The sequence below is a fragment of the Pseudovibrio exalbescens DSM 16456 genome (genome assembly GCF_000422785.1).
Classification (GTDB): domain Bacteria; phylum Pseudomonadota; class Alphaproteobacteria; order Rhizobiales; family Stappiaceae; genus Pseudovibrio; species Pseudovibrio exalbescens.
This window is the reverse complement of record NZ_KE383918.1, coordinates 24,873-46,837: the sequence shown is the minus strand read 5'-3', so window position 1 is coordinate 46,837 and position 21,965 is coordinate 24,873. Positions and strand designations below refer to the sequence as shown.

The following is a 21,965-nucleotide window of genomic DNA, read 5'->3' as shown; positions in this document are numbered from 1 at the left end:
GATAACGAAAGAGACCCGGCACCTGCGTACCGGGTCTCCTCGCGAGCCAACCACACTTTGAGGGAAAGTTGGACTGAACGATTGAGCCTACTGATCGTTCGTCTTGTCGCGGATGGTCGGCACAACCTGGTCGCCGTAGCTGCCACCACCATTGTGGCATCGCGAAACCCGAACCAATTCGACGGAAAGGCCGAGCTCAACCGCTCGCTGAACCGCCTCGTTCACGCGGTGAGTTGCTTCCGCAATACGCTGGATGGCACGATCTTCCTCACGGGTTGGTGGTAGATCGATGCGTTGGAATGCTGGCTGGTTCATGGCTATTCTCCTCTCCTCGAACGGACCCTCGGGTTCCGCGTTTGCCACACCTTATGCTGCTTCAAATTGGTTCATGGTGTTCTTCGTACCGCCGGCCTTCAGAGCCCTGTCACCGCCGACCATCTCCTTGAACGTGTCGCCCAAATCGGAGCCGACTTCGTGCTGGTGCTTCACCGCCGAAATTCCACGGCGAATTTCCTCACGCTGAATGTTGCCGACATACGAGAGCATACGATCTTCACCGAAGTAGCCCTCCGACAACTCATCCATGCCTTTTGCAGTCAGGTGGAAGGTCGGCAAAGTGATCAGGTTGTGGAACACACCAGCCTTGGTCGAGATGTCATACTGGAATTCACGCAAACGTTGGTCGGCTTCACGACCCAGATCCGTCTCGTCAAATTCTGCGGACATCAACTCATTGCCGTCCGGATAGGCGTCCTCGTTGATCTTACCCTCTGCAATCCACTGGGCGCGGACCTGTTTGCGCAGGTTCAATGTCCAGTTGAATGACGGTGAGTTGTTGTAAGTCAGCTTCGCATTTGGAACTTCTTTGCGAATCTCATCCACCATTGACGCAATTTCCATCACATCCGGTGTTGCAGTTTCGATCCAAAGCAAGTCCGCTCCACCCTCTTTGAGGGAGGTGATGCAGTCTTCAATGACGCGCGCCCGTCCGGTGTCGTCCTTGAATGCAAACAAGCCATTAGGCAAGCGGACCGGCTTTACAAAGCCGCCATCACTGGCCAGTACCAGATCTCCATCACGCGCCGGATTGTCCTCCGTGATTTCCTCGGTCTTGAGCCATTTGATGTATTCGGAAGCCAAGTCACCTGTCTGCTGGCTCACCGGTACCTTCTGCGTCAAGCTGGCACCAAGGCTGTCAGTCCGAGCAACGATAACGCCGTCGTCAACACCAAGTTCTTCAAAAGCGAGGCGACAGGCGCGAAGCTTTTCGATAAAGTCCTCGCGTGGCACGGTAACCTTGCCGTCCTGGTGACCACACTGTTTTGCATCAGAAACCTGGTTTTCAATCTGCAGACAACAAGCACCGGCCTTGATCAGCTCTTTTGCAAGCAGATAGGTGGCATGCTCATTACCGAAGCCAGCATCAATATCCGCGATGATCGGAACGACATGAGACTCGAATGAGTCGATGGCCGCGATTGCCTTCTGTTCAGCAACAGAGTCGCCAGCGTCACGCGCCGACTTGAGGTTCTTGAACAGATCGTTGAGAGCGACTTCATCAGCCTGACGCAATGAGGTGTAAATCTCTTCGATCAGATCAACAACAGCTGTCTTTTCATGCATCGACTGATCTGGCAGATGGCCCCAGCGATTGCGCAGACCAGCAACCATCCAGCCAGACAGGTACACATAAACACCCTTTGCAGACCCACGTTGGCGCTTGACGGCCTTGATCATCTGTTGGGCATGAAAACCAGACCAACACCCCAAAGACTGGGTGAACTTGGTAGGGTCCTGATCATAAGCAGCCATGTCTGTCCGCATGACCTTGGCCATGTCACGCGCAATGTCGAGATGCGTGCTGTACGTGTTCTGGATCTTGAGCTGGATGATGTCATCAATGCTGACGCCACCGGGGGTTTGGCCGCTCGGGTAGCGTTGCAGAACCGACTGACGGATCTCTGAATAAGGTGCAGTCATGTTTTTACCTCCTCGATTTCATGACAGCGTCAAACCGGACCTCCCAGCCCGTCTTGCGCTCTGTTATGATACCGGTCACCCTGTTCGGGATTGGGAGGAGCCAACCACCCTGTGAGCGTTGTGTCCTTCTGCAAAGACGCCTGCTTGAGGGGCCGTCCGTTGGCTACTCCCTTTGGTTAACCGGCTTGTCTTCACAATATTTGCAGCCCATTCTGTGTGAAACGCCTGAAAAAGCGAAGAATTGCAAAGCCAAATCTTGCGAATTGCGAAGATTGCAAAGGTCAAGCCATGAAGAAAGCATTCCTTGGTGGACGCTTGAGACAGCTGCGAGAGCAACACAAACTCACACAAGCCGCGCTGGCTCAACGCCTTGATATATCATCAAGTTACCTCAATCAGCTGGAGCGAAATCAACGCCCGTTGACGGTCCAGGTTTTGCTGAAAATCAACTCGGAATTCGGCCTTGATATCCAGTTCTTTTCCGAGGAGGGAGACGCCCGACTGCTCGCAGAACTACGTGAAGTTTTTCACAGTGACCTGCATGAGGACTCGGTTACGGCCGCCCAACTGCGCGACCTTGTTGATAACATGCCGGCAGTTGCTAGACGTTTTGTTAAGTTATATCGCGATTACCGCGAAGCAGATGAGCTAGCCAAGACTCAGGTACTGGGCAGTACGCCGACCACCCCTACTGCCAATGCTCGGACAGCTTTTGAGGATGTGCGCGACTTCTTCTATGACAAACGCAACTATTTCGAACAACTGGACAACAAGGCGGAAGCGATCTTTGAGAACGCATCCTTGTCTGTTGGCCAAACGCTGGATGGATTGACGCGCCGTCTTCGCAACCGACACGATATCGAGGTTGCTTTGGTGGAGTCTCCGGAGAATGGTCAGATCCGCCATTATGATACGACGGAGAAAGTACTCCAAATCGATCGCGGCTTGCGCGGTGGTCAACGGGCGTTCCAGATGGCGACGCAGATCGGGCTACTGGAAGCCTCGACCGAGATCGAGCGACAGGTGGCAAGCGGTGGATTTGTCACCAACGAAGCAGAGGAACTGGCTCGCATTGGTCTTGCCAAGTATTTTGCCGCCGCCCTCATGATGCCCTACGACAAATTCTGGAAGGCCGCAGAAAAGAGCCGTTATGACATCACCTGGCTGTCTCGCCGGTTTGGAGCCGGCTTTGAAACAACCTGTCACCGGCTTAGCACGCTGCAAAAGCCCAGCGCCAAGGGGATCCCGTTTTTCTTTCTGCGCGTCGATCGCGCGGGCAACATCTCAAAACGCCAATCAGCAACCGACTTTCATTTCTCGAAAGTTGGCGGGAGTTGTCCGCTCTGGAAAGTTCATGCCGCCTTCGACCAACCAGGGCAGATTCTGACCCAGATCGCGCAGATGCCGGACGGACGAACCTACTTCTGGGTCACGCGCACGGTTCAAAGCGGATACGGACGGTTCGGAGCACCGGGAAAGTTCTTCTCGATCGCACTCGGATGCGACATTCAACACGCCAGCCGCCTTGTTTACTCCAAGGGGCTGGATTTGACCGATCCGGATGCCACAACCCCGATTGGGGCCGGCTGCAAGATCTGTCCGCGTGAAAAGTGCACACAACGAGCCTTTCCAATGGTCGGGCGGTCCATCGACATTGACTCCAACAGCGCCGGCTTCTCTCCCTACTCCTCAGAATGAGGAGAGCAGCGGCACGTTTGCGACTTACAATCCGGACGCACGCTACCGAAGACAAAAAGGGTAATAGCTACTACTTAACCGCCAAACGTCGCGCTCGAACGATGGAGCGGTGAGAGACGACGTCATATCCTATTTCTCGAAGCAAGCGCGCTCTTAAAAGCTGTAATTCTTCCGAAGCGATCTCAAGGGTTTCGCCTGTTTCAACGTCGACAAGCTGCTCATACCCGCTTTTGCCCACCAACTTGAAGCGGGCCGACTCCCCCAAAGTGACAGTCCGAGTAATCATGCCGGCCTGCTCCAACAGGTAGAGCGTACGATAGACAGTTGAATTTGATAGTGTATCGTCGATTTTATGAGCCCGTTGCAGAACTTCCGAGGCTTTTGGATGATCCGTGGCTCTTTCGAGGATTGAGATGACTGCTAGACGCTGGGGCGTCACCCGCAAACCGGCCTGCTTCAATATGGCTTTGCCGTCGAACATGAAATGCCCTCTCTTTGATCCTGAGGCGAGTTTCATCGCCTCTACTCCCGCAAAACGCGCATTATTGCTATTGCAAGTCATTCGCAATTGCAATATTAGTTGCAAATCATTCGCAATTGCATCAAATATGGATCAACGGTTCGCTTGATCTTCAGGAGAGATAAATGTCGAAGACACTAAGTCGCCTTGCCTTGAGCACCGCAGCCCTTGCTCTTCTTGGAACTTCTGCACTGGCGCAGGACAAGTTGAAGGTGGTTACGACTTTCACCGTTCTGGCCGACATGGCACAGAATGTTGCCGGTAATGCCGCCGACGTTGTGTCCGTCACCAAGCCTGGCGCAGAGATCCATGGCTACGAACCTACGCCTCAGGACATTGTCCGGGCCAGCGATGCCGATCTCATTCTATGGAACGGAATGAACCTTGAGCTATGGTTCGAGCAGTTTCTGTCCAACCTTGACGGCGTGCCATCCGTGACCCTGACCGACGGGATCGACCCGATTTCCATCGCCTCAGGTTCTTATGAAGGCAAACCAAATCCTCACGCCTGGATGGGCCTCGACAACGCTCTCATTTACATCGACAACATCATGGAAGCTCTCGCCGAGCACGATCCTGAGAATGCGGCAACCTACGTCAAGAATGCCGGTGCCTACAAAGATCAGTTGCGCGCGACCCTTGAACCACTGCGGGAGCAGATTTCGCAGATATCCGAGGACCGTCGCTGGCTTGTCACCTGTGAAGGTGCCTTCAGCTATCTAGCCAAGGACTTCAACATGAAGGAACTGTATCTCTGGCCGATGAATGCGGACCAGGTCGGCACGCCACAACAGGTGCGCAAAGTCATTGACGGTGTGAGAGACAACAACATTCCCGTGGTCTTCTGTGAAAGCACCGTCAGTTCTGCCCCGGCCGAACAGGTTGCACGGGAAACCGGCGCAAACTACGGCGGTGTGCTCTACGTAGACTCCTTGAGTGAAGCAGACGGCCCAGTTCCAACATACCTGGATCTGCTGCGCGTCACATCAGAAACAGTTGCCAAAGGCCTGACCAGCGGCACCAATTAAAGTTACAGTGACTACAAACCATCCGCCCCCGCGTCCTAGTCTCGCGGGGGCCTCTCGGATCTTCCCGAGTGTATGCCCGAGGTTCAAACATGCTTGCCAAGCTAGAAGATATCGAAACACGCGCCACAGAACACGGGCCGGGCGGCGGCATCATTGCCAGCAACGTGACAGTGACCTACCGAAACGGCCATACGGCGCTGTACAACGCCAATTTTGAAATTCCGCGCGGCACCGTGACCGCACTTGTCGGGGTAAATGGCGCAGGAAAGTCAACGCTTTTCAAAACCATCATGGGTTTTGTCCCTGCGGCCCGCGGTGAGATCCTGCTACTGGGTCGCACCGTCAAGCAAGCGCTCAAGGAAAATCTTGTCGCCTATGTTCCTCAGTCTGAGGAAGTGGATTGGGCGTTTCCGGTGCTGGTGGAAGACGTAGTGATGATGGGACGCTACGGCCACATGGGTTTCTTGCGCCGTCCATCCAAAGCAGATCACGATGCCGTTGATCAGGCGCTGAAGCGCGTCAACATGCAGGAATTTCGCCATCGCCAGATCGGCGAACTCTCGGGCGGCCAGCGCAAGCGGGTGTTTCTGGCCCGCGCCTTGGCGCAGGACGGCAAAGTGATCCTGCTGGACGAGCCTTTTACCGGCGTGGACGTAAAAACCGAAGACCAGATTGTTGCCCTTTTGAGAGAACTGCGTGCTGAAGGCCGCGTCATGCTGGTCTCCACTCACAATCTGGGGTCTGTTCCCGAGTTCTGTGACCGCACCGTTCTGGTGAAGGGAACAGTGCTGGGGTATGGTCCAACAGAGACTACATTTACACCGGAAAACCTTGAGCATGCCTTTGGCGGGGCCTTGCGTCACTTCACCTTGAGCGGTCCTCAACTGCACAAGGACGGAGATCCCCGCAAGGTGACCATTCTTACCGATGATGAGCGTCCTTTCGTGCGCTATGGCGACGAAACACAGGTCAGCGGAAAGAAGAAAAAGCATGCTTGAATATCTGTTGGAACCATTCACCTACAGCTACATGACCAATGCCATGTGGGTTTCGGCGTTGGTTGGCGGCGTGTGTGCGTTCTTGTCTGCCTACCTGATGCTCAAGGGTTGGTCACTGATCGGCGACGCCTTGTCCCACTCCGTCGTTCCCGGCGTGGCCGGTGCATACATGCTTGGCCTACCGTTCTCGCTTGGTGCATTCCTTGCCGGCGGTTTGGCAGCGGGGGCCATGCTGTTCCTTTCGGAGCGCTCTGGCTTGAAAGTGGACGTGATTATCGGATTGATCTTCACCTCCTTTTTCGGTCTGGGCTTGTTCATGGTCTCCGTGAACCCGATGACCGTCAGCATTCAAACCATCACCATGGGCAATATTCTTGCGATTACGCCAGAAGATACTCTGCAGCTGGCAATTATCGGCTTTGTGTCGCTAGCTATCTTGCTCGCCAAGTGGAAAGACCTGATGGTGACCTTCTTTGACGAGAACCATGCCCGGTCCATCGGCCTGAACCCTGGCCTTTTGAAGGCAATTTTCTTTGTCTTGCTTTCCGCTTCGGTTGTTGCTGCAATGCAGACCGTCGGCGCATTTCTGGTGATCGCCATGGTCGTAACCCCGGGTGCGACAGCTTACCTGCTATGCGACCGGTTCCCCCGCTTGATCCTGCTTTCTGTCTGCATTGGTGCAATCACCAGCTTTGTCGGGGCCTATGCGAGCTATTTCCTGAACGGCGCCACCGGGGGCATTATCGTCACGCTACAAACGGTGATTTTTCTCATCACCTTCGTATTTGCACCAAAGCATGGTCTCTTGGCCGCACGGCGCAAAGCCAAGGCAGCCCTTGCGGCTAACGATTTCGAGCAGACACAGCAGGAGGGCCTGTAATGGATCTGTCCAACTTGTTGATGCCGTTCCAGTTCCCCTTCATGCAGAACGCATTTTACATCTCCCTGCTCGTTGCGGTGCCGACGGCCCTTTTGTCCTGCTATCTTGTGTTGAAAGGCTGGGCATTGATGGGAGACGCTGTAAGCCATGCCGTTCTACCCGGCATTGTGCTGGCGTACATCCTCAACATTCCACTGATCATCGGCGCTTTTGTCGCTGGCATGACCTGCTCACTGGCGACCGGATATCTCTCGTACAACAGCCGGGTCAAACAAGACACTGTCATGGGTGTGGTTTTTTCCGGCATGTTCGGGATCGGGATCGTGCTTTACGTCTCCATCGAGACCAATGCGCACCTCGACCACATTCTGTTCGGCAACATGCTGGGTGTCGAGCCGCATGAGTTGTGGACTGCGGGGCTCATTTCCTTGGTGGTATCAGGCGCTATAGTGTTGAAGTGGAAAGATCTGCTCCTTCACGCATTTGACCCGGCACAGGCACAGGCCTCGGGTTTGCCGGTGAACGTGCTGCACTACGGCCTACTGGCCGCACTGTCACTCACGATCGTCGCAACACTTGCCGCTGCCGGTCTTATTCTCGCCATCGGGCTGTTGATCGCGCCAGGAGCCATCGCCTTTTTGTTGGTGCGCCGGTTCGGACACATGCTGATTGTGGCGGTTTTGACCTGCATGTTTGCCATGATCCTTGGCACTTATGCCAGTTTCTTCCTCGATAGCGCACCGGCTCCAACGATTATCCTGATCCTGACGGGCATGTTCATTCTGGCCTTCGGACGCCGTCTCCATCTCAACCGCCGGCAATCACTCAAGCTGGCCCAAGAAGAAGCCGAAGCCTGATCAAAAAGAACCCACCCACCAGCCATAGCCACTTCAGTGGCTATGGTTTTGGTATGCGGTTTCCAATCACGCAACCTTGTCTGCCGACAAGCCAGAGATAGCTTGGATCAGGTTGTCTTCCGTGACTTCCTCAGACGTAAACGTGCGCATGATTTTTCCAGAGAACATGGCAACAATCCGGTCACTGACATGCAGCACCTCCGGCATTTCGGAGCTGATCACGATCACGGCATAACCAAGTCCGGCCAAGTCGCGGATCAGATTGTGAATTTCAGATTTGCTACCCACATCAATGCCACGGGTTGGCTCGTCAACAATCAAGACGTTGGGATGCATGGAGAGCCATTTGCCAATAACAATCTTTTGCTGATTTCCGCCGGACAGATTTCCAACAGACTGTCGCCAGCCGGGGGTTCGAATGTCGAGCCGATCACGGTACTGATCGAAGATCGCGATTTCCGCCCCTTCGGCCACGAAGGGGCCTGCCTTGAGATCATCCACTTGCGGCAAGGTCATATTATCCCGGCAGTTCATGCCAAGGACGAGCCCTTGGGCCTTGCGGTCTTCCGGAACAAGCGAAATTCCGCGGCGGATTGCATCCGCTGGTGAGTGAATGCGCGTTGGCTGGCCATCCAGATATATACGCCCTGCTGTTGGTTCACGCAGGCCAAACAATGTCTCGGCAATCGCAGTTCGCCCTGCCCCGACCAGGCCGTAGAACCCAACAACCTCGCCGTGACGCACTTCAAAGCTCACATTCTCGTACAAGTGACCACAAGACAGGTTATCCACTTTGAGCACCACATCCCCAACGTCATGGTGGGCGAGGTTGCGAGACAAGTCCAACGTACGGCCAATCATCAGTTGCGTGATGTCTTCGTCATTTGTCTTGCTGGTTTCGAGCGTGCCGCGATAGGCCCCATCGCGCAGGACACTGATGCGATCCGTGATCTTGAAAATCTCTTCCATGCGGTGCGAAATGTAGATGATGCCCACACCAGAGGATTTCAGGTCGGAAATCACGTCAAACAACACCACCTTTTCGGCATCTGTCAGCGAAGCAGTAGGCTCATCAAAGATGACGGCCTTGGCGTCGACTGTTAAAGCCCGCGCGATTTCAACCATTTGCTGGTTGGCAATCGACAGATCCCCCACCAGAGCCCGGGCATCAAACGAGACGTTCAACCGCTTGAGTATCTCGTTGGTTTGCGCATACAACCTGCGCCAATCCACCAACCCAAAGCGCTTGCGGGGCAATTCGCCAAGATAAATGTTTTCGGCGACAGTCAGTTCATCCGCCAAGCTCAACTCTTGATGAATGAAGACGATGCCTTTTGACTTGGCATCAAGGGGGGATGCCATGCGAACCGGTTGTTCGCCAACAATGATCTGTCCGTCATCGGGTTGATGCAACCCGCCCAGGACTTTCATAAGTGTCGACTTACCCGCGCCATTTTCACCCATCAGAGCATGGACTTCGCCCGGCAGAACCGAGAAGGACACATCATCCAGTGCCTTTACCCCCGGAAAGGTCTTGGTGATGTTCTCCAGTCGCAGTGCAGGTGTTTGCTCGCTCATATGCGCAATGCCTCCCGGCCCTTCAGATTTAGTTGACGATCCAGGAACAAGACGGCGATCAGAATGAGACCGATCACAAGATTGACGGTCTCGGTGTCCGCCCCGATGTGGCCAAGGCCTTTCCTCAGCAATTGAATGGCGAGAACCCCGCCGAATGTAGAAATGATAGAGCCGGAACCGCCAGCCAATTTGGTGCCGCCCAAGACAACCGCCGTGATGGCCCACAGTTCGTAGAGCTCGCCATCATTGGGATTGACCGAGCCGGACTCGGCGTAAAACACCACGGCCGACAGAGCCGCCAGAAAGCCGATAATCATGAAATTGATAAGAAAATGTGGCCCAACCCGTATGCCAGCGTTTACTGCCGCTTCTCGATTGTCACCAATTGCATAGGCATTGCGACCATGCACGGTGCGGGTCATGATGAACCAGAGCACTAATGTCACACCCAGCAGGAACCATGTGGCCGTGTGGATCCCAAGGAATTGCGCTTCGGCGAAATCCACCAGCGTCCAGTTCAAGTGAGAAGTCGGCTGCTCTCCATTGTACATGAAGACAAGCCCACGATAACCGAGCATCGCTCCGAGCGTGACGATGAAGGCGTCCACGCCGGTTTTCCAGACAATCAAGCCATTGATTGCCCCCAGACCAACACCTGTCAACAAGGCCAAAACCCATGCTACCGGAATGACAGCATCTCCCAAGCCCGCAAAAATCGGCCATGTCATGCTATCGAGGAAGATGACGGCACTCATGGCAAAGATCGCACCCACACTCAGGTCAATATTGCCGTTGATCATGATCAACGTCATACCGATGGCAATGATGCCTATGGGTGCAGACTGTTTGAACAACAACAGCATGTTGTCCAGATCCATGAATGGCTTGTCGCTGAGTGACAGGAATTCCCCGGCGATGGAAAAGAAGATCAGCTCTAGCACAATGAAGCCCCAGATCGCGCCGCGCTTCAGGTAAGTGCTCAAAGTTCCAGGTTCCATTTTTCAACCTCCTTCAAGCAATCGGCGACCAAAGCTTGCCGCGCTTGGCTGCGATATCCAGCCAGACTGCAAGAATGATGATGATCCAGGTAACGACATACTGAGCATAGAATTGGAGGCCGACCAGCAGCAGACCGTTCTGAATGAACCCCAGAATGAGAACACCAATCACTGTCTTGAAAATCGTGCCAGCCCCACCCATCAGGGAAGCTCCTCCAAGAATGACCGCCGCCAGAACCTCCAACTCCAACCCCTGCCCGACGGTATTCTGGCTGCCCAGAGATCTACTGGCTTGAATGAGCCCCGCCGTAGCAACACAAAATGCCGAGATGAGATAGCAAGTGAACACCACCCGCGCCCGACGAATGCCTGAGAAGGTAGCCGCAGTGCCGTTGCCGCCGACCGCGTACACCTTGCGCCCAAAAGGTGTCTTGGCCAACATGATGCCGAGGCCAGATGCCAAAAGCGCAAACAGCAGAATGGGAACAGGAATTCCCAGCACGGCGGATTGGCCGAATACATCGAACCATGTGCCTTCCTTGTCGGCGATATCCATGTTCTTCCCTCCAGAATATGTGAGGGTAAGCCCATGAATTGCAGAGAGCATGCCAAGCGTGACAATGAGTGAGTTGAGGCGAAGGTACCCCACCAGGAACCCGATGAACGCGCCAAGGCAAAGCACCATGGCGTACATGGACGGAATCGCCAGAGCCGGTCCCAGCTTGTCATGAAGATCAAGCACCACAATGGTGGCGAAAGACATCATGGACCCCACCGAGAGATCCAGATTACCGCTGATGACGACAAAGGTTACGCCCAACGCCATAACTCCCAAAATGGCAGAGGAGCGAATAACGCCCATGATGTTGTCGGGATCCAAAAAGCGTTCATTGGCGATGGTGAAGCCAATCATGAAAAGCGCAAAAGCAACCAAAATCCCTTGCCGCGCCAAAAAGGTGCCAATGACACCCAGTTGAACTGGCCTTGCCCCCTTTGACCGCGCCGCAGGCGTTTCATTCGCCGTTTTCGATGTGATTTCGGACAACAGATCCTCCCTAGTCTGTTGACTAGCGTCAAACCAAAGTCATGCCTCCGCTGATCATGACAGTCTGGCCGGTCGTTCGGTCACTGTATCGTGACGCCAGAAACATAGTTGCTCCAGTGACATTGCACCGGCGCCCAACATGGTCCCGCAGGATACCCTCAGGACATTCTTACATGGCCAGCCCGGATGTCGGGTTTTGCCATTTCTCAGTTTCATGATTGCAAATATCGCGTAAGCAGGCGCGGAGTGTATTGCTCCGCGCCTGCTTGACCAATCAGAATACAGGTTTGCTGAACTCGGCCATGTTGTCATGTGTGATCTTCGGCGTATCGAAGTAATTCAGGAATGGCACATCTTCACCATTGAGAACATCAATGGCGGTCTGAAGCGCAGCTTCCGCATCGTCGACCGGAGACTGATAAATGGAGCCCCAGTATTCACCACGCTCCATGGCCTCGTAGCCAACCGCAAAGTTGGTTGCACCGACGAATATGATCCCGTCTCGCCCTGCGGCCTTTGCGGCATTCAATGCGCCAACGCCCATATTGTCATCGCCAGAATAGACACCGTCGATATCATCATATTTGACGAGAAACGCTTCCATCACTCTCTGCGACTTTTCGCGGTTCCAATCGCCAGGCTGCGTTTCCACGAGCGTGACATCGGGGCAGACTTCCGGCAGGCGATCTTCGAACCCTTTGGCGCGTTCAATGGCTGTCGTATAGCCGGGCTGGCCCGAAATCTGAACGATCTGAGCTTCACCGTCGATGCCCATGTCCTTGAACTTGTCGCACATGATTTCCGCCGCGCGTGAACCCTGCGTGATGTTGTCCGGGCCAGAGAACGACTTGATGAAGTCAAAGCCTTGTTCAGCAATGTTGGAGTTGGTCACGATTACCGGAATGTCTGCATTATGCGCCTTGCGCACCGCCGGGATTACCGCTTCACCATTGGTTGGCCAGATGATGATGGCGTCGACTTCCTGCTGGATCAGGTCTTCCATCTGGGCGATCTGACGAGCAACGTCGCCCCCTGCATCAAGGACAACGGTTTCAACATCCGGATTGGCTTCGGCAGCGGCAATGAATGCGCGTTCGTAGGTCGTTTGATAGCTATCAACGCCCACGTTGTTCTGCGTGATGCCGATTTTCATGGTGTCGGCGTAAGCCGCGCCTGCAAACAGGCAAGCACTGGCAACACCTGTCGCAAGAACGCGACGAAACTTACTTGTCATCATTTTCCCTCCCAAGACTCCCAGAGGAGCGCAGCTACGTCCCTCAGGTCGATCAGTTGCCGCAGCAGCACCTGCATGCGGGCTTGCACCCATACTGAGTGTCAGTAAAAACCCTGCCTTCCCCAGCGATTTGCCGCGCCCTCAAAAGTATCCATAATGGATAATACAATATCCAATATGGTTTTTTTGGATGTTTTGAAAAGCAAGTGGGTAGCTCACTTTTACGGGGTAGTCCTTATGTCGACTCATAAAAAGTCCAAATCGAGGGATTTGAAACATGGTTCAGCCCGCACTGTATTCTGGAGTGGCGTGATGAACCAACACAAGGGAGAGCTGGTTCCGAAGGCCACACATCTGACACCTCAAGCCAAGTCCGAAATTATCCAGATCCTATCCTTTCTGGAGAGTTTTGAAGATGAGGTCGACGGCTTGTTGGAGATGTCCGCCCCGAACCCCTATTTCAAAATGTCGAGTTATCTGGTTCGAAGACATCTTGAAGCAAAGGTGGTGACGCCGACATCGCTGATCGGCGCGTCGGGTGTGCCCTATGCCACAGCCACACGGCGCATGAGAGAAATGATCGAAGCAGGCCTGATCGAACAGCGCCCTCGAACAGCGTCGGGGAAAAGCTACTCCCTGCACCCAAGCGCCGCGATGCTGGATGCGTGGACGACGTTCAGCAGCCGCGTTCGGCGAATAGCTACACATACTTTCGGCACACCAGATGCCCGCCGCGCCGGCACTCGCGATTACTATTTCGGTGGCTCTTATCGGGATGCGCAAACAATACAACCCCCACAAGTTCTGCTGGAACCCCTCAAGCTCTCAGGTGGACTGCGCATTCTGGTGCATGGAGACCCCACCTTCATGGTGATGCACGGGCTGAAGCGCCAATTCGAGCAAGTGGTCGGATGCGCCATCCAACAACGTGCGTTCTCCATCGACCGGCTTCATGAGGAGGCAGTGAAAAACGCGCAGCGCCCCACCAGTCGGTACGATCTGATCGCGCTGGACCTGCCGTGGGTGGGTGAGTTTGCGGAAAATGGCTATCTGTTACCACTCGACCAGATACTGGATGTGGAGCGGCTCAATCCCAGCGACTTCCATACAGCCGGGTGGCAGGCGGCCCATTGGGGCGGCCGTCCATATGGCGTCCCTTCACAAACAACACCGGAACTCTTGCTTTATCGCAAGGACTTGCTGGCCAAGGCCGGGCTGGAGCCCCCTCAAACGACAGATGCGGTACTGCGGATTGCAGAAGAACTGCACGATCCTGCGCGTGGGCGCTATGGCATCGCTTGGAATGCCGCCCGTGGCACCGCGCTTGGCCATACCTTCATGATGACCTGCGCGGACTTTGGTCAGCCCCTGCTGAATCTCCCGGAACAAGCCGGTGGTTATGATGCATCCCAACTAGCGGATGGAAACTACCGACCAACAATCGATAGTGAGGCAGGATTGGCTGCAGCGGAGTATTTGCTTTCCCTGCTGCAGTACTCACCTCCGGATATCCTGTCCATGTCGTGGTATGAGCGCGTGCGTCCCTTCGCAAATGGCAAGGTGGCGATGGCTTATGGGTATACCCTGCTGGCGCCTTACTACGAGCAGAACCCCAGTTGTGCCGCATTTGGTCACGTCGGCTATCTGCCCCACCCATCGGGAAGCGACGCGCCACATATCGCACCCGTGGGTGGCTACCTGTTGGGCATTCCAGCGAACATTGCACCAGAGCGTCTTGAAGCCGCTATAGAAGCGCTGATCGTTTTCACATCACCGGAAGCACAAAAGCTTTACGTTGAACATGGCAGCCGCACCTATCCGCGTTACTCCGTCGGTGCAGACCCTGAAGTTCGGCGCTTGTCTCCTATTTTTGAGGCCGTGGAAGCCATGTCCTGGCGTGACGAGCTGCAATTCTGGCCAAGGCCACCCATTCCGGAAATCAACGAGATCATCCGCATTTGCGGAGAAGAATGTCACGACATGCTTCGCGGCGTTCAGTCATCGCGCGCTGCCTTGAGAGCAGCCCAGAAACGAGCCGACCAGTGTTTGCGGGAGGCGGGGAAACTGTAGTGGGAGGGACACATGGACCCCAATCGTCTGAATGGAAAGAACATTCTCATCACCGGCGCGGCCCAGGGTATGGGAGCCGCAAATGCCGAATACTTCGCCGCACAGGGCGCCAATGTCACTGTGGGGGATATCAATCACGATGGGGCCAAGGATGTCGCCGCACGCATCAACGCTGCGGGAAATGGAAAGGCGATCGCGGTACGTATGGATGTTACGGAGCGCGCCGATCACACAGCCGCTGTCAATGCAACGGCTGAGGAGTTCGGGTCCATAAACGTCATGCTGAACAATGCGGGCGTGAACAAGCCCAGGATGTTCCTCGATATCGACGAGGAAAACTGGGACATGATCATGAACATCAATGCCAAGGGCATGCTGTTCGGCATGCAGGAGGCTGCAAAGAAAATGATCGAGCAAGGCCCGATGACGGATCACCCCTACAAGATCATCAATGTGGGATCGATCGTTTCACGCACGGCGTTTCTGGATGTCATTCCCTACTCTTGTTCCAAGTACTGCGCGCTGGCCATGATTATCGGTGGCGCCAAAGCATTGTGGGAACACAAGATTACCGTCAACGGCTATGGACCGGGCGTTGTTAAGACAGAGCTGTGGGAGCAGCTTGACAAGGATCTTGTAGAAATCGGCATGTTTGAAAAAGAAGGGCAGTCGATGGATCACCTTGCCCAAACAATGATCCTGATGAAGCAGCTCTCAACTCCGGATGATGTGAAAGGCACTGCCGCATTCCTGTGCTCCGACGAGTCCGACTACATGACCGGCCAACTCCTGATGATTGATGGCGGCATGATCATGCAGTAACCGCAGACGCATCACCACCATTAGTTGCAGAAAGCACATTAAACGGCACCCCTTCACACTGGTGTTAGGCCAAAGAGAGTGCCCGGGAGGACTGTATCCATGAACCGCGCCCTGACCCCCAACGTTCTACAACCGGCAGATCTGGAACCCCATTGGCAGTGGGAAGGCCGCTTGCCTGCATGGGGCCACACGGCGGTGGATTTTGAACGCCGCATCGATCATGACCGCCTGCGTCGGTATCGCCTGTCACGAACACGCCAAGCGCTGCAAGCGTCCCCAGCTGGTACTCTGCTTTTGTTTGACGTCAACAACATCCGCTACGTGTCCGCCACCAAGATTGGGGAGTGGGAGCGCGACAAGATGTGTCGGTTCTGTCTGCTCACAGGTGATGACTCGCCTTATGTGTGGGATTTTGGCTCCGCAGCCATGCACCACAAGAAATTCTCCGATTGGCTTGAACCAGACCACTGCCGGGCCGGAGTAGTTGGAATGCGGGGCACGATCCCCCCCGAGTTCGGCTTGATGCGAAAATACGCCAAGGAGATCGCGGGGCTTATTCGCGATGCCGGCATGGCCGACATGCCTGTGGGAGTGGACTATGCTGAAACGGCTATGTTCCACGCTCTTCAGGAGGAGGGCCTCAAGGTCATCGACGGCCAGCAGATCATGCTCGCAGCGCGCGAAATCAAGAACTGGGACGAAATTCAACTCCTCACTCAAGCCGCCAGCATGGTCGATGGCGTCTATCACATGATCTACGAGGAACTGAAACCAGGCGTGCGAGAAAACGACATTGTCGCCCTGTCGAACAAGATGCTCTACGAAATGGGATCTGACGACGTGGAGGCCATCAACGCCATCTCGGGCGAGCGCTGCAACCCACACCCCCACAACTTTACGGATCGCTACTTCCGCCCTGGAGATCAGGCATTCTTCGACATTCTTCAAAGCTATCAGGGATACCGCACGTGCTACTATCGAACATTCAATATTGGGCGTGCAACCCCCGCCCAGCACGACGCCTACACCAAGGCTCGCGAATGGATTGATGCCTCCATTGCCTTAATCAAACCGGGCGTCAGCACGGACAAGGTTGCCGAGGTTTGGCCCAAGGCTGAGGAGTTCGGCTTCCCGAATGAAGATGCTGCGTTCGGGCTACAGTTTGGTCACGGACTCGGCCTTGCCCTGCATGAGCGGCCCATCATCTCGCGTGCGGTGAGCCTTGACCATCCCATGGAAATCAAGACCGGTATGGTTTTCGCTCTGGAAACCTACTGCCCGGCCGCCGACGGCTACTCCGCGGCTCGCATTGAGGAGGAAGTCGTGGTGACCGATACGGGCTGCGAAGTCATCAGCCTGTTCCCGGCCGAGGATCTGCCGATCGCCAATCGCTACTGAGTGCGGCGATACAAAGACCACCCGTCGCACCGATACACTGCGGCGGTTTCTGGAGGGAGGATTACGTGTCCGAGACGCGCCAACATAACACCGACGATTACATTCGCATGTACAAGCAGATGGTTCGTATTCGTGCCTTCGAGGACAATGCGAACCGGCTCTATCTGTCCGCCAAGATGCCCGGTCTGACCCACATGTACTCCGGGCAAGAAGCGGTTGCCGTAGGCATCTGCGAGGCATTGACCATTGAAGACAAGATAACCTCTACACACCGGGGACATGGACATTGTGTCGCCAAGGGGGCCAATTTCCGCGAAATGTTTTGCGAGCTTCTCGGCAAGGAAGAGGGGTATTGCCGGGGAAAAGGCGGCTCCATGCACATTGCCGATCAAAGCAACGGCAACTTGGGCGCGAATGCCATTGTCGGAGGCTCCATGGGCATTGCCACGGGATCCGCACTTACCGCCAAGCGGCTCGGCAATGGGCAAGTTACGGTTTGTTTTTTCGGCGATGGCGCCACCGCACAGGGGCTTTGGTATGAGGTAATGAACATGGCCGCACTTTGGAAGCTGCCAGTCATTTATGCTTGTGAAAACAACGGTTACAGCGAATACACCAAGACCGACGAGATAGCCGCAGGCTCATTGGTCGCCCGCGCAGAGGCATTCGGGATTGAAGCCTTTCAAGTGGATGGTCAGGACGTTCTGGCGGTCAACAACCTGGCCCAACAGCTTGCAGAGCGCTGTCGCAACGGCGAAGGCCCGTTCTTTATCGAGCTCAACACTTATCGCTATCATGGCCACCACGTAGGCGACATCAACCGGGATTATTACCGCTCCAAGGATGAGGAAGCGGAATGGAAAAAACTGCGAGATCCCATCACGAATTTCGGCAAGTGGCTGGAAGATCAAAAAATCCTGTCGGCGGATGAATTGGTGGCGCTTAACGAGGAGATTGCGGCAGACGCAGAGGCTGCTGTTACCTATGCCCTTTCCGCAAAATATCCCGAGGCGCATGAAGTCAACATGCATGTTTATGCAGACAATTCGGCTTGAGAAAGGATTACCATGACTCGCGAAATCACATTCTCAATAGCCGTCAACGAGGCGATTGCCGAGGAAATGCGCCGCGATCCAACGGTCGTGTTGCTTGGTGAAGATGTGGCCGAGGCGGGCACGCCGTTCAAAGTGCTCTCGGGTCTGGTTGAGGAATTCGGCACGGACCGGGTCATCGACACGCCCATCTCTGAGCCGGGTTTCATGGGCATTGCCGTTGGTGCTGCCATGACCGGACTGCGCCCAATCGTTGATCTGATGTTTGGAGACTTTCTCTATCTGGTGATGGACCAGCTCTGCAATCAGGCTGCCAAAACCCATTATATGTCCGGGGGCAAATTGACCGTACCGCTTGTGCTGCGTACCAACATGGGCGCAACGCGCCGCTCGGCAGCTCAGCATAGCCAGTCACTTCAGGCGCTGGTGGCCCACATTCCCGGACTGAAGGTTGCCATGCCCTCTTCCGCCTACGAAGCCAAAGGACTGATGAAAACTGCCATCCGGGACAACAACCCTGTCGTCATCTTTGAAGACAAGTTGATGTATAACGACAAGGCAGAGGTGCCGGAAGAGGAGTTCCTCATCCCGTTTGGTGAGGCAAACATCAAACGCATCGGTCAGGACGTAACGTTCGTCGCGACGTCCTCCATGGTTCAAGTCGCCGAAGAGGCCGCGGAGAAACTGTCAGCCGAGGGGATTTCGGCGGAGATTGTCGATCCGCGTACTCTTGTGCCACTGGATGAGGGCACCATCCTGGAGTCTGTACGCAAGACGTCTCGAGCGATCGTGATTGATGAGGGACACCAAAGCTATGGCGTGACAGCCGAATTGGCCGCCCGCATTAGCGAAAAAGCCTTCTACCACCTTGATGCGCCGGTTATTCGCATGGGCGCCATGGATGTCCCTGTCCCGTTTTCGCCGGCACTGGAAGACCTGACGGTACCCACCGCTGACGGCTTGGTTGCCAACGCCAGAAAAATCTGCCGAGGGGAGTTGGTTCATGCCGCATGAGGTCATCATGCCCGCTCTGGGCATGGCACAGGACTCTGGTCTGATCGTCTCATGGCTCAAACAGCCGGGAGAGCCGGTCAAAGCCGGGGAAGCCCTTCTGGAAGTGGAGACCGACAAGGCCACCATGGAAGTCGAGGCGCAGGCGGATGGGTTTTTGACCAACGTTACGGCACAGGCTGGCGATAACGTTCCGGTTGGCAACACTGTCGCTCATATCAGCGAAACCGCAGATACTGATAGCCCGCCAAACCCGACGAGATCGGCTACGGAAGACGCGGCCGAGCCAGCCGCTGATGCACCGATGGAAGGCACTGATGTCATCATGCCCGCCTTGGGAATGGCACAAGAGACAGGCTTGATCGTTGCGTGGCACAAAAAACCGGGCGACCCTGTCACTACACAGGATGTATTGCTGGAAGTGGAAACCGATAAGGCGACCATGGAGGTTGCCGCTGAAAAAGCAGGATATCTGGCAACAATTTACGCCAGTGAGGGCGACAGCGTGCCGGTGGGCGACGTTATCGCCTTCATCAGTGCGGCCAAACCCGAAGCCGTCTTGACCTCTCCTGTCCGCAAACAGCCAACACCTGAGCCCAAGCGACCGGAACGCCCACAGGAGCAACCTCACCGCAAGAACGACATAGAGCAATTCTCCACTGTTGGTGCGGGGGATATATCTGAAGCGCGCATACTGGCTTCCCCCAAAGCAAAGCGCCTTGCCAACGAGCGGGGACTTGATCTGGCAAGCCTAGTGGCAGCAGGCGCCTCACAGCCTTTGCATGTCAAGGATCTGGATGAATTCAAAGCGCATGCAAAACCGGACCAAAGGCACCACAACCTGCAGGACCCACAGTCTGCACATAGGCTGGTGGCAGAGTTTCCTGAAGCCCCCCTATTAGACTTCCACCACTGGCTGTCCGATGAACTGGGCCACCCGATTGCCAAACACCGGCTTCTTGCGTTCTTCGCTGCCGGAGCTTTGCGTCCAGTTCGTTCTGAAGCCAGGTTGGCCATACTGATTGAAAGCCGAGGGAGCCAGTCGCACACTTATATCGATCCGGATCTTTCGGGCCTCGGCGACGCAGACGCCGCCATATCAAAAGACCCACCGGATCTTGTCCTGCGGGACCTAACTGACACGGCACTGGTAACGGTCCAACTGGAGGCGCAGAACACACCGACACTTAGTCTCACGCGGAAAGAAGGCACATTGACCCTGACGCTCGAATGTAATGCGACCCAACTGTCAGCCGCGGATGCACTCAGTCTGATGAGGGGTTTGGCCGAGCGCCTGTCCACGCCGCTGCGACATTTGCTTTGAATGGGAGGCTTGACAAATGGATCTGGATCTAACGACTTGCCGGGATCTTTATATCAACGGCGCATGGCAACCGGGCGCCTCTGGCGAAAGGTTTGATGTCTTCAATCCTGCAACTGAAGAGGTTCTCGCATCTGTCGCCTCTGCAGAAATTGCTGATGCCGATGCGGCATTGGATGCAGCACAGGCTGCCTTCGCCGATTGGGCATCACGTACGCCGCGCGAGCGGTCGGAAGTTCTGCGCAAAGCATGGGAGTTGATGACGGCGAAACTGGATGATTTTGCTCGGCTTATCACCCTTGAAAATGGCAAGGCGGGGAATGATGCGCGGGGCGAAGCCGCTTACGCAGCCGAGTTTTTCCGTTGGTTTGCCGAGGAAGCCGTACGGGCCGATGGTCTGCTAACCCGAGCTCCCGCCTCTGGTGCACGCATTCTGGTTCATCATAAACCTGCAGGCATTGCAGTACTTGTCACGCCCTGGAACTACCCGGCTGCCATGGGGACGCGCAAGATCGCCCCTGCTCTGGCCGCGGGTTGTCCGGTCATCATCAAGCCTGCCTCCGAAACACCGCTCACCCTGTTGGCCTTGATGCCACTTCTGAAAGAGGCCGGTGTGCCCGACGGCTTGATCAATGTGTTGCCGTCCCGCCGCACCGGCGCATTGGTTGATCATCTGCTGCATGATCCGCGGGTGCGTGTCGTGTCTTTCACCGGATCCACTCAAGTGGGGCGCAAGTTATTGCACTCTGCCGCTGATCAAGTGCTAAAACCAGCCATGGAACTGGGCGGCAATGCCCCGCTTATTGTATTCGAGGATGCGGATCTGGACACAGCGGTCGAAGGAGCCATGCTCGCCAAGATGCGCAATCTCGGCGAAGCCTGTACCGCAGCAAACCGCTTCTACATCCATGAGCGCATCGCAACCGCTTTCACGGAACGGTTCGTCTCCGCCATGAGCAAGCTGAAGGTGGGTAACGGACTTGATGCTTCCGTTGACGTTGGCCCACTGGTCAACGCGGATACGCGCAACAAGGTTGCCCATTTCGTGACTGACGCTGTTGAAAAGGGTGCGCGTGTTGCCCTCGGAGGCGCTCCACTGAAAGGTCCGGGTTACTTTTATCCACCAACGGTGCTTAGCGATGTTCCCGAAACGGCGGACTGCGTCCACGATGAGATTTTCGGTCCTGTTGCCGCGTTGCAGACCTTTTCCGACACCGAAGATGTCATTCGGCGTGCCAACGATACGGAGTATGGCCTCGTCGCCTATGTGTTTACCGGTGACATGAAGCGCGGCATGAGCGTCTGTGAACAATTGGATTACGGCATGGTTGGTCTGAACCGCGGCCTCGTCTCAGACCCAGCGGCTCCGTTTGGGGGCACGAAACAGTCAGGTCTCGGCCGAGAAGGCGGGCACGAAGGCCTGCATGAGTTTATGGAGTCCCAGTACATTTCCACCAGTTGGTAGAAAGGTCGGC

Annotated in this window: 19 protein-coding genes; 12 read left to right on the top strand and 7 right to left on the bottom strand. The window is 55.3% G+C overall.

Annotated elements, in window-relative coordinates:
• Positions 1-87 precede the first annotated feature (87 nt).
• Both G512_RS0114915 and G512_RS0114910 read right to left on the bottom strand, forming a co-directional pair.
• The gene (locus G512_RS0114915) at positions 88-315 is read right to left on the bottom strand and encodes a hypothetical protein (protein ID WP_028482407.1); all 228 of its coding nucleotides are present in this window, start codon (positions 313-315) and stop codon (positions 88-90) included.
• A gap of 51 nt (positions 316-366) precedes the next feature.
• Positions 367-1,980: an isocitrate lyase gene (locus G512_RS0114910; protein WP_028482406.1), complete on the bottom strand. Its 1,614-nt coding sequence runs from the start codon at positions 1,978-1,980 to the stop codon at positions 367-369.
• Between the two features lie 288 nt (positions 1,981-2,268).
• Between G512_RS0114910 and G512_RS0114905 the strand changes: the two genes are divergently transcribed.
• A complete protein-coding gene (locus G512_RS0114905) occupies positions 2,269-3,678 on the top strand; it encodes a short-chain fatty acyl-CoA regulator family protein (RefSeq protein ID WP_028482405.1) in 1,410 nt (469 codons plus the stop codon).
• Positions 3,679-3,748: 70 nt separating this feature from the next.
• On the opposite strand, the gene G512_RS0114900 is transcribed toward G512_RS0114905, so the two are convergent.
• Positions 3,749-4,159 carry a Fur family transcriptional regulator gene (locus G512_RS0114900; protein ID WP_028482404.1) on the bottom strand — a complete coding sequence of 137 codons (411 nt, stop codon included), beginning with the start codon at positions 4,157-4,159 and terminating at the stop codon, positions 3,749-3,751.
• Between the two features lie 164 nt (positions 4,160-4,323).
• Here G512_RS0114900 and G512_RS0114895 point away from each other — a divergent pair, with 164 nt between their 5' ends.
• The 4 genes from G512_RS0114895 (at position 4,324) to G512_RS0114880 (ending at position 7,961) form a co-directional block, all read left to right on the top strand.
• On the top strand, positions 4,324-5,226 hold the full coding sequence (locus G512_RS0114895) for a metal ABC transporter substrate-binding protein (RefSeq protein WP_028482403.1): 903 nt from the start codon (positions 4,324-4,326) through the stop codon (positions 5,224-5,226).
• Positions 5,227-5,315: 89 nt separating this feature from the next.
• Positions 5,316-6,224, top strand: a complete 909-nt coding sequence (locus G512_RS0114890) for a manganese/iron ABC transporter ATP-binding protein (protein ID WP_036489868.1) — start codon at positions 5,316-5,318, stop codon at positions 6,222-6,224.
• Positions 6,217-7,104: a metal ABC transporter permease gene (locus tag G512_RS0114885; protein ID WP_028482401.1), complete on the top strand. Its 888-nt coding sequence runs from the start codon at positions 6,217-6,219 to the stop codon at positions 7,102-7,104. The genes G512_RS0114890 and G512_RS0114885 overlap by 8 nt, the downstream gene beginning before the upstream one ends.
• On the top strand, positions 7,104-7,961 hold the full coding sequence (locus G512_RS0114880; RefSeq protein ID WP_028482400.1) for a metal ABC transporter permease: 858 nt from the start codon (positions 7,104-7,106) through the stop codon (positions 7,959-7,961). The genes G512_RS0114885 and G512_RS0114880 overlap by 1 nt, the downstream gene beginning before the upstream one ends.
• A 66-nt stretch (positions 7,962-8,027) precedes the next feature.
• Here the strand turns inward: G512_RS0114880 and G512_RS0114875 are convergent, their stop codons facing one another.
• From G512_RS0114875 to G512_RS0114860, 4 genes are all read right to left on the bottom strand, one after another.
• A complete protein-coding gene (locus tag G512_RS0114875; protein WP_028482399.1) occupies positions 8,028-9,539 on the bottom strand; it encodes a sugar ABC transporter ATP-binding protein in 1,512 nt (503 codons plus the stop codon).
• Entirely contained in the window at positions 9,536-10,537 is a 1,002-nt protein-coding gene (locus G512_RS0114870; protein ID WP_028482398.1) for an ABC transporter permease, read from the bottom strand. The genes G512_RS0114875 and G512_RS0114870 overlap by 4 nt, the downstream gene beginning before the upstream one ends.
• A 13-nt stretch (positions 10,538-10,550) precedes the next feature.
• Entirely contained in the window at positions 10,551-11,582 is a 1,032-nt protein-coding gene (locus G512_RS0114865) for an ABC transporter permease (protein ID WP_228130521.1), read from the bottom strand.
• A gap of 274 nt (positions 11,583-11,856) precedes the next feature.
• Positions 11,857-12,819: a sugar ABC transporter substrate-binding protein gene (locus G512_RS0114860; protein ID WP_228130520.1), complete on the bottom strand. Its 963-nt coding sequence runs from the start codon at positions 12,817-12,819 to the stop codon at positions 11,857-11,859.
• A 309-nt stretch (positions 12,820-13,128) separates the two neighbouring features.
• Here G512_RS0114860 and G512_RS0114855 point away from each other — a divergent pair, with 309 nt between their 5' ends.
• From G512_RS0114855 to G512_RS0114825, 7 genes are all read left to right on the top strand, one after another.
• A complete protein-coding gene (locus G512_RS0114855; RefSeq protein WP_228130519.1) occupies positions 13,129-14,886 on the top strand; it encodes an ABC transporter substrate-binding protein in 1,758 nt (585 codons plus the stop codon).
• 12 nt (positions 14,887-14,898) lie between these two features.
• On the top strand, positions 14,899-15,708 hold the full coding sequence (locus tag G512_RS0114850) for an SDR family NAD(P)-dependent oxidoreductase (protein ID WP_028482394.1): 810 nt from the start codon (positions 14,899-14,901) through the stop codon (positions 15,706-15,708).
• Between the two features lie 99 nt (positions 15,709-15,807).
• Positions 15,808-17,106: a M24 family metallopeptidase gene (locus G512_RS0114845; RefSeq protein ID WP_028482393.1), complete on the top strand. Its 1,299-nt coding sequence runs from the start codon at positions 15,808-15,810 to the stop codon at positions 17,104-17,106.
• 65 nt (positions 17,107-17,171) lie between these two features.
• Positions 17,172-18,161 (top strand): thiamine pyrophosphate-dependent dehydrogenase E1 component subunit alpha, encoded by a 990-nt coding sequence (locus G512_RS22840; RefSeq protein ID WP_028482392.1) that lies wholly within the window; start codon positions 17,172-17,174, stop codon positions 18,159-18,161.
• A gap of 12 nt (positions 18,162-18,173) precedes the next feature.
• Complete coding sequence (locus G512_RS22835) at positions 18,174-19,172, top strand: alpha-ketoacid dehydrogenase subunit beta (protein WP_028482391.1); 999 nt, start codon at positions 18,174-18,176, stop codon at positions 19,170-19,172.
• Complete coding sequence (locus tag G512_RS0114830; RefSeq protein WP_028482390.1) at positions 19,162-20,493, top strand: biotin/lipoyl-containing protein; 1,332 nt, start codon at positions 19,162-19,164, stop codon at positions 20,491-20,493. The genes G512_RS22835 and G512_RS0114830 overlap by 11 nt, the downstream gene beginning before the upstream one ends.
• A 16-nt stretch (positions 20,494-20,509) precedes the next feature.
• A complete protein-coding gene (locus G512_RS0114825; RefSeq protein WP_036489867.1) occupies positions 20,510-21,955 on the top strand; it encodes an NAD-dependent succinate-semialdehyde dehydrogenase in 1,446 nt (481 codons plus the stop codon).
• Positions 21,956-21,965: the final 10 nt, after the last annotated feature.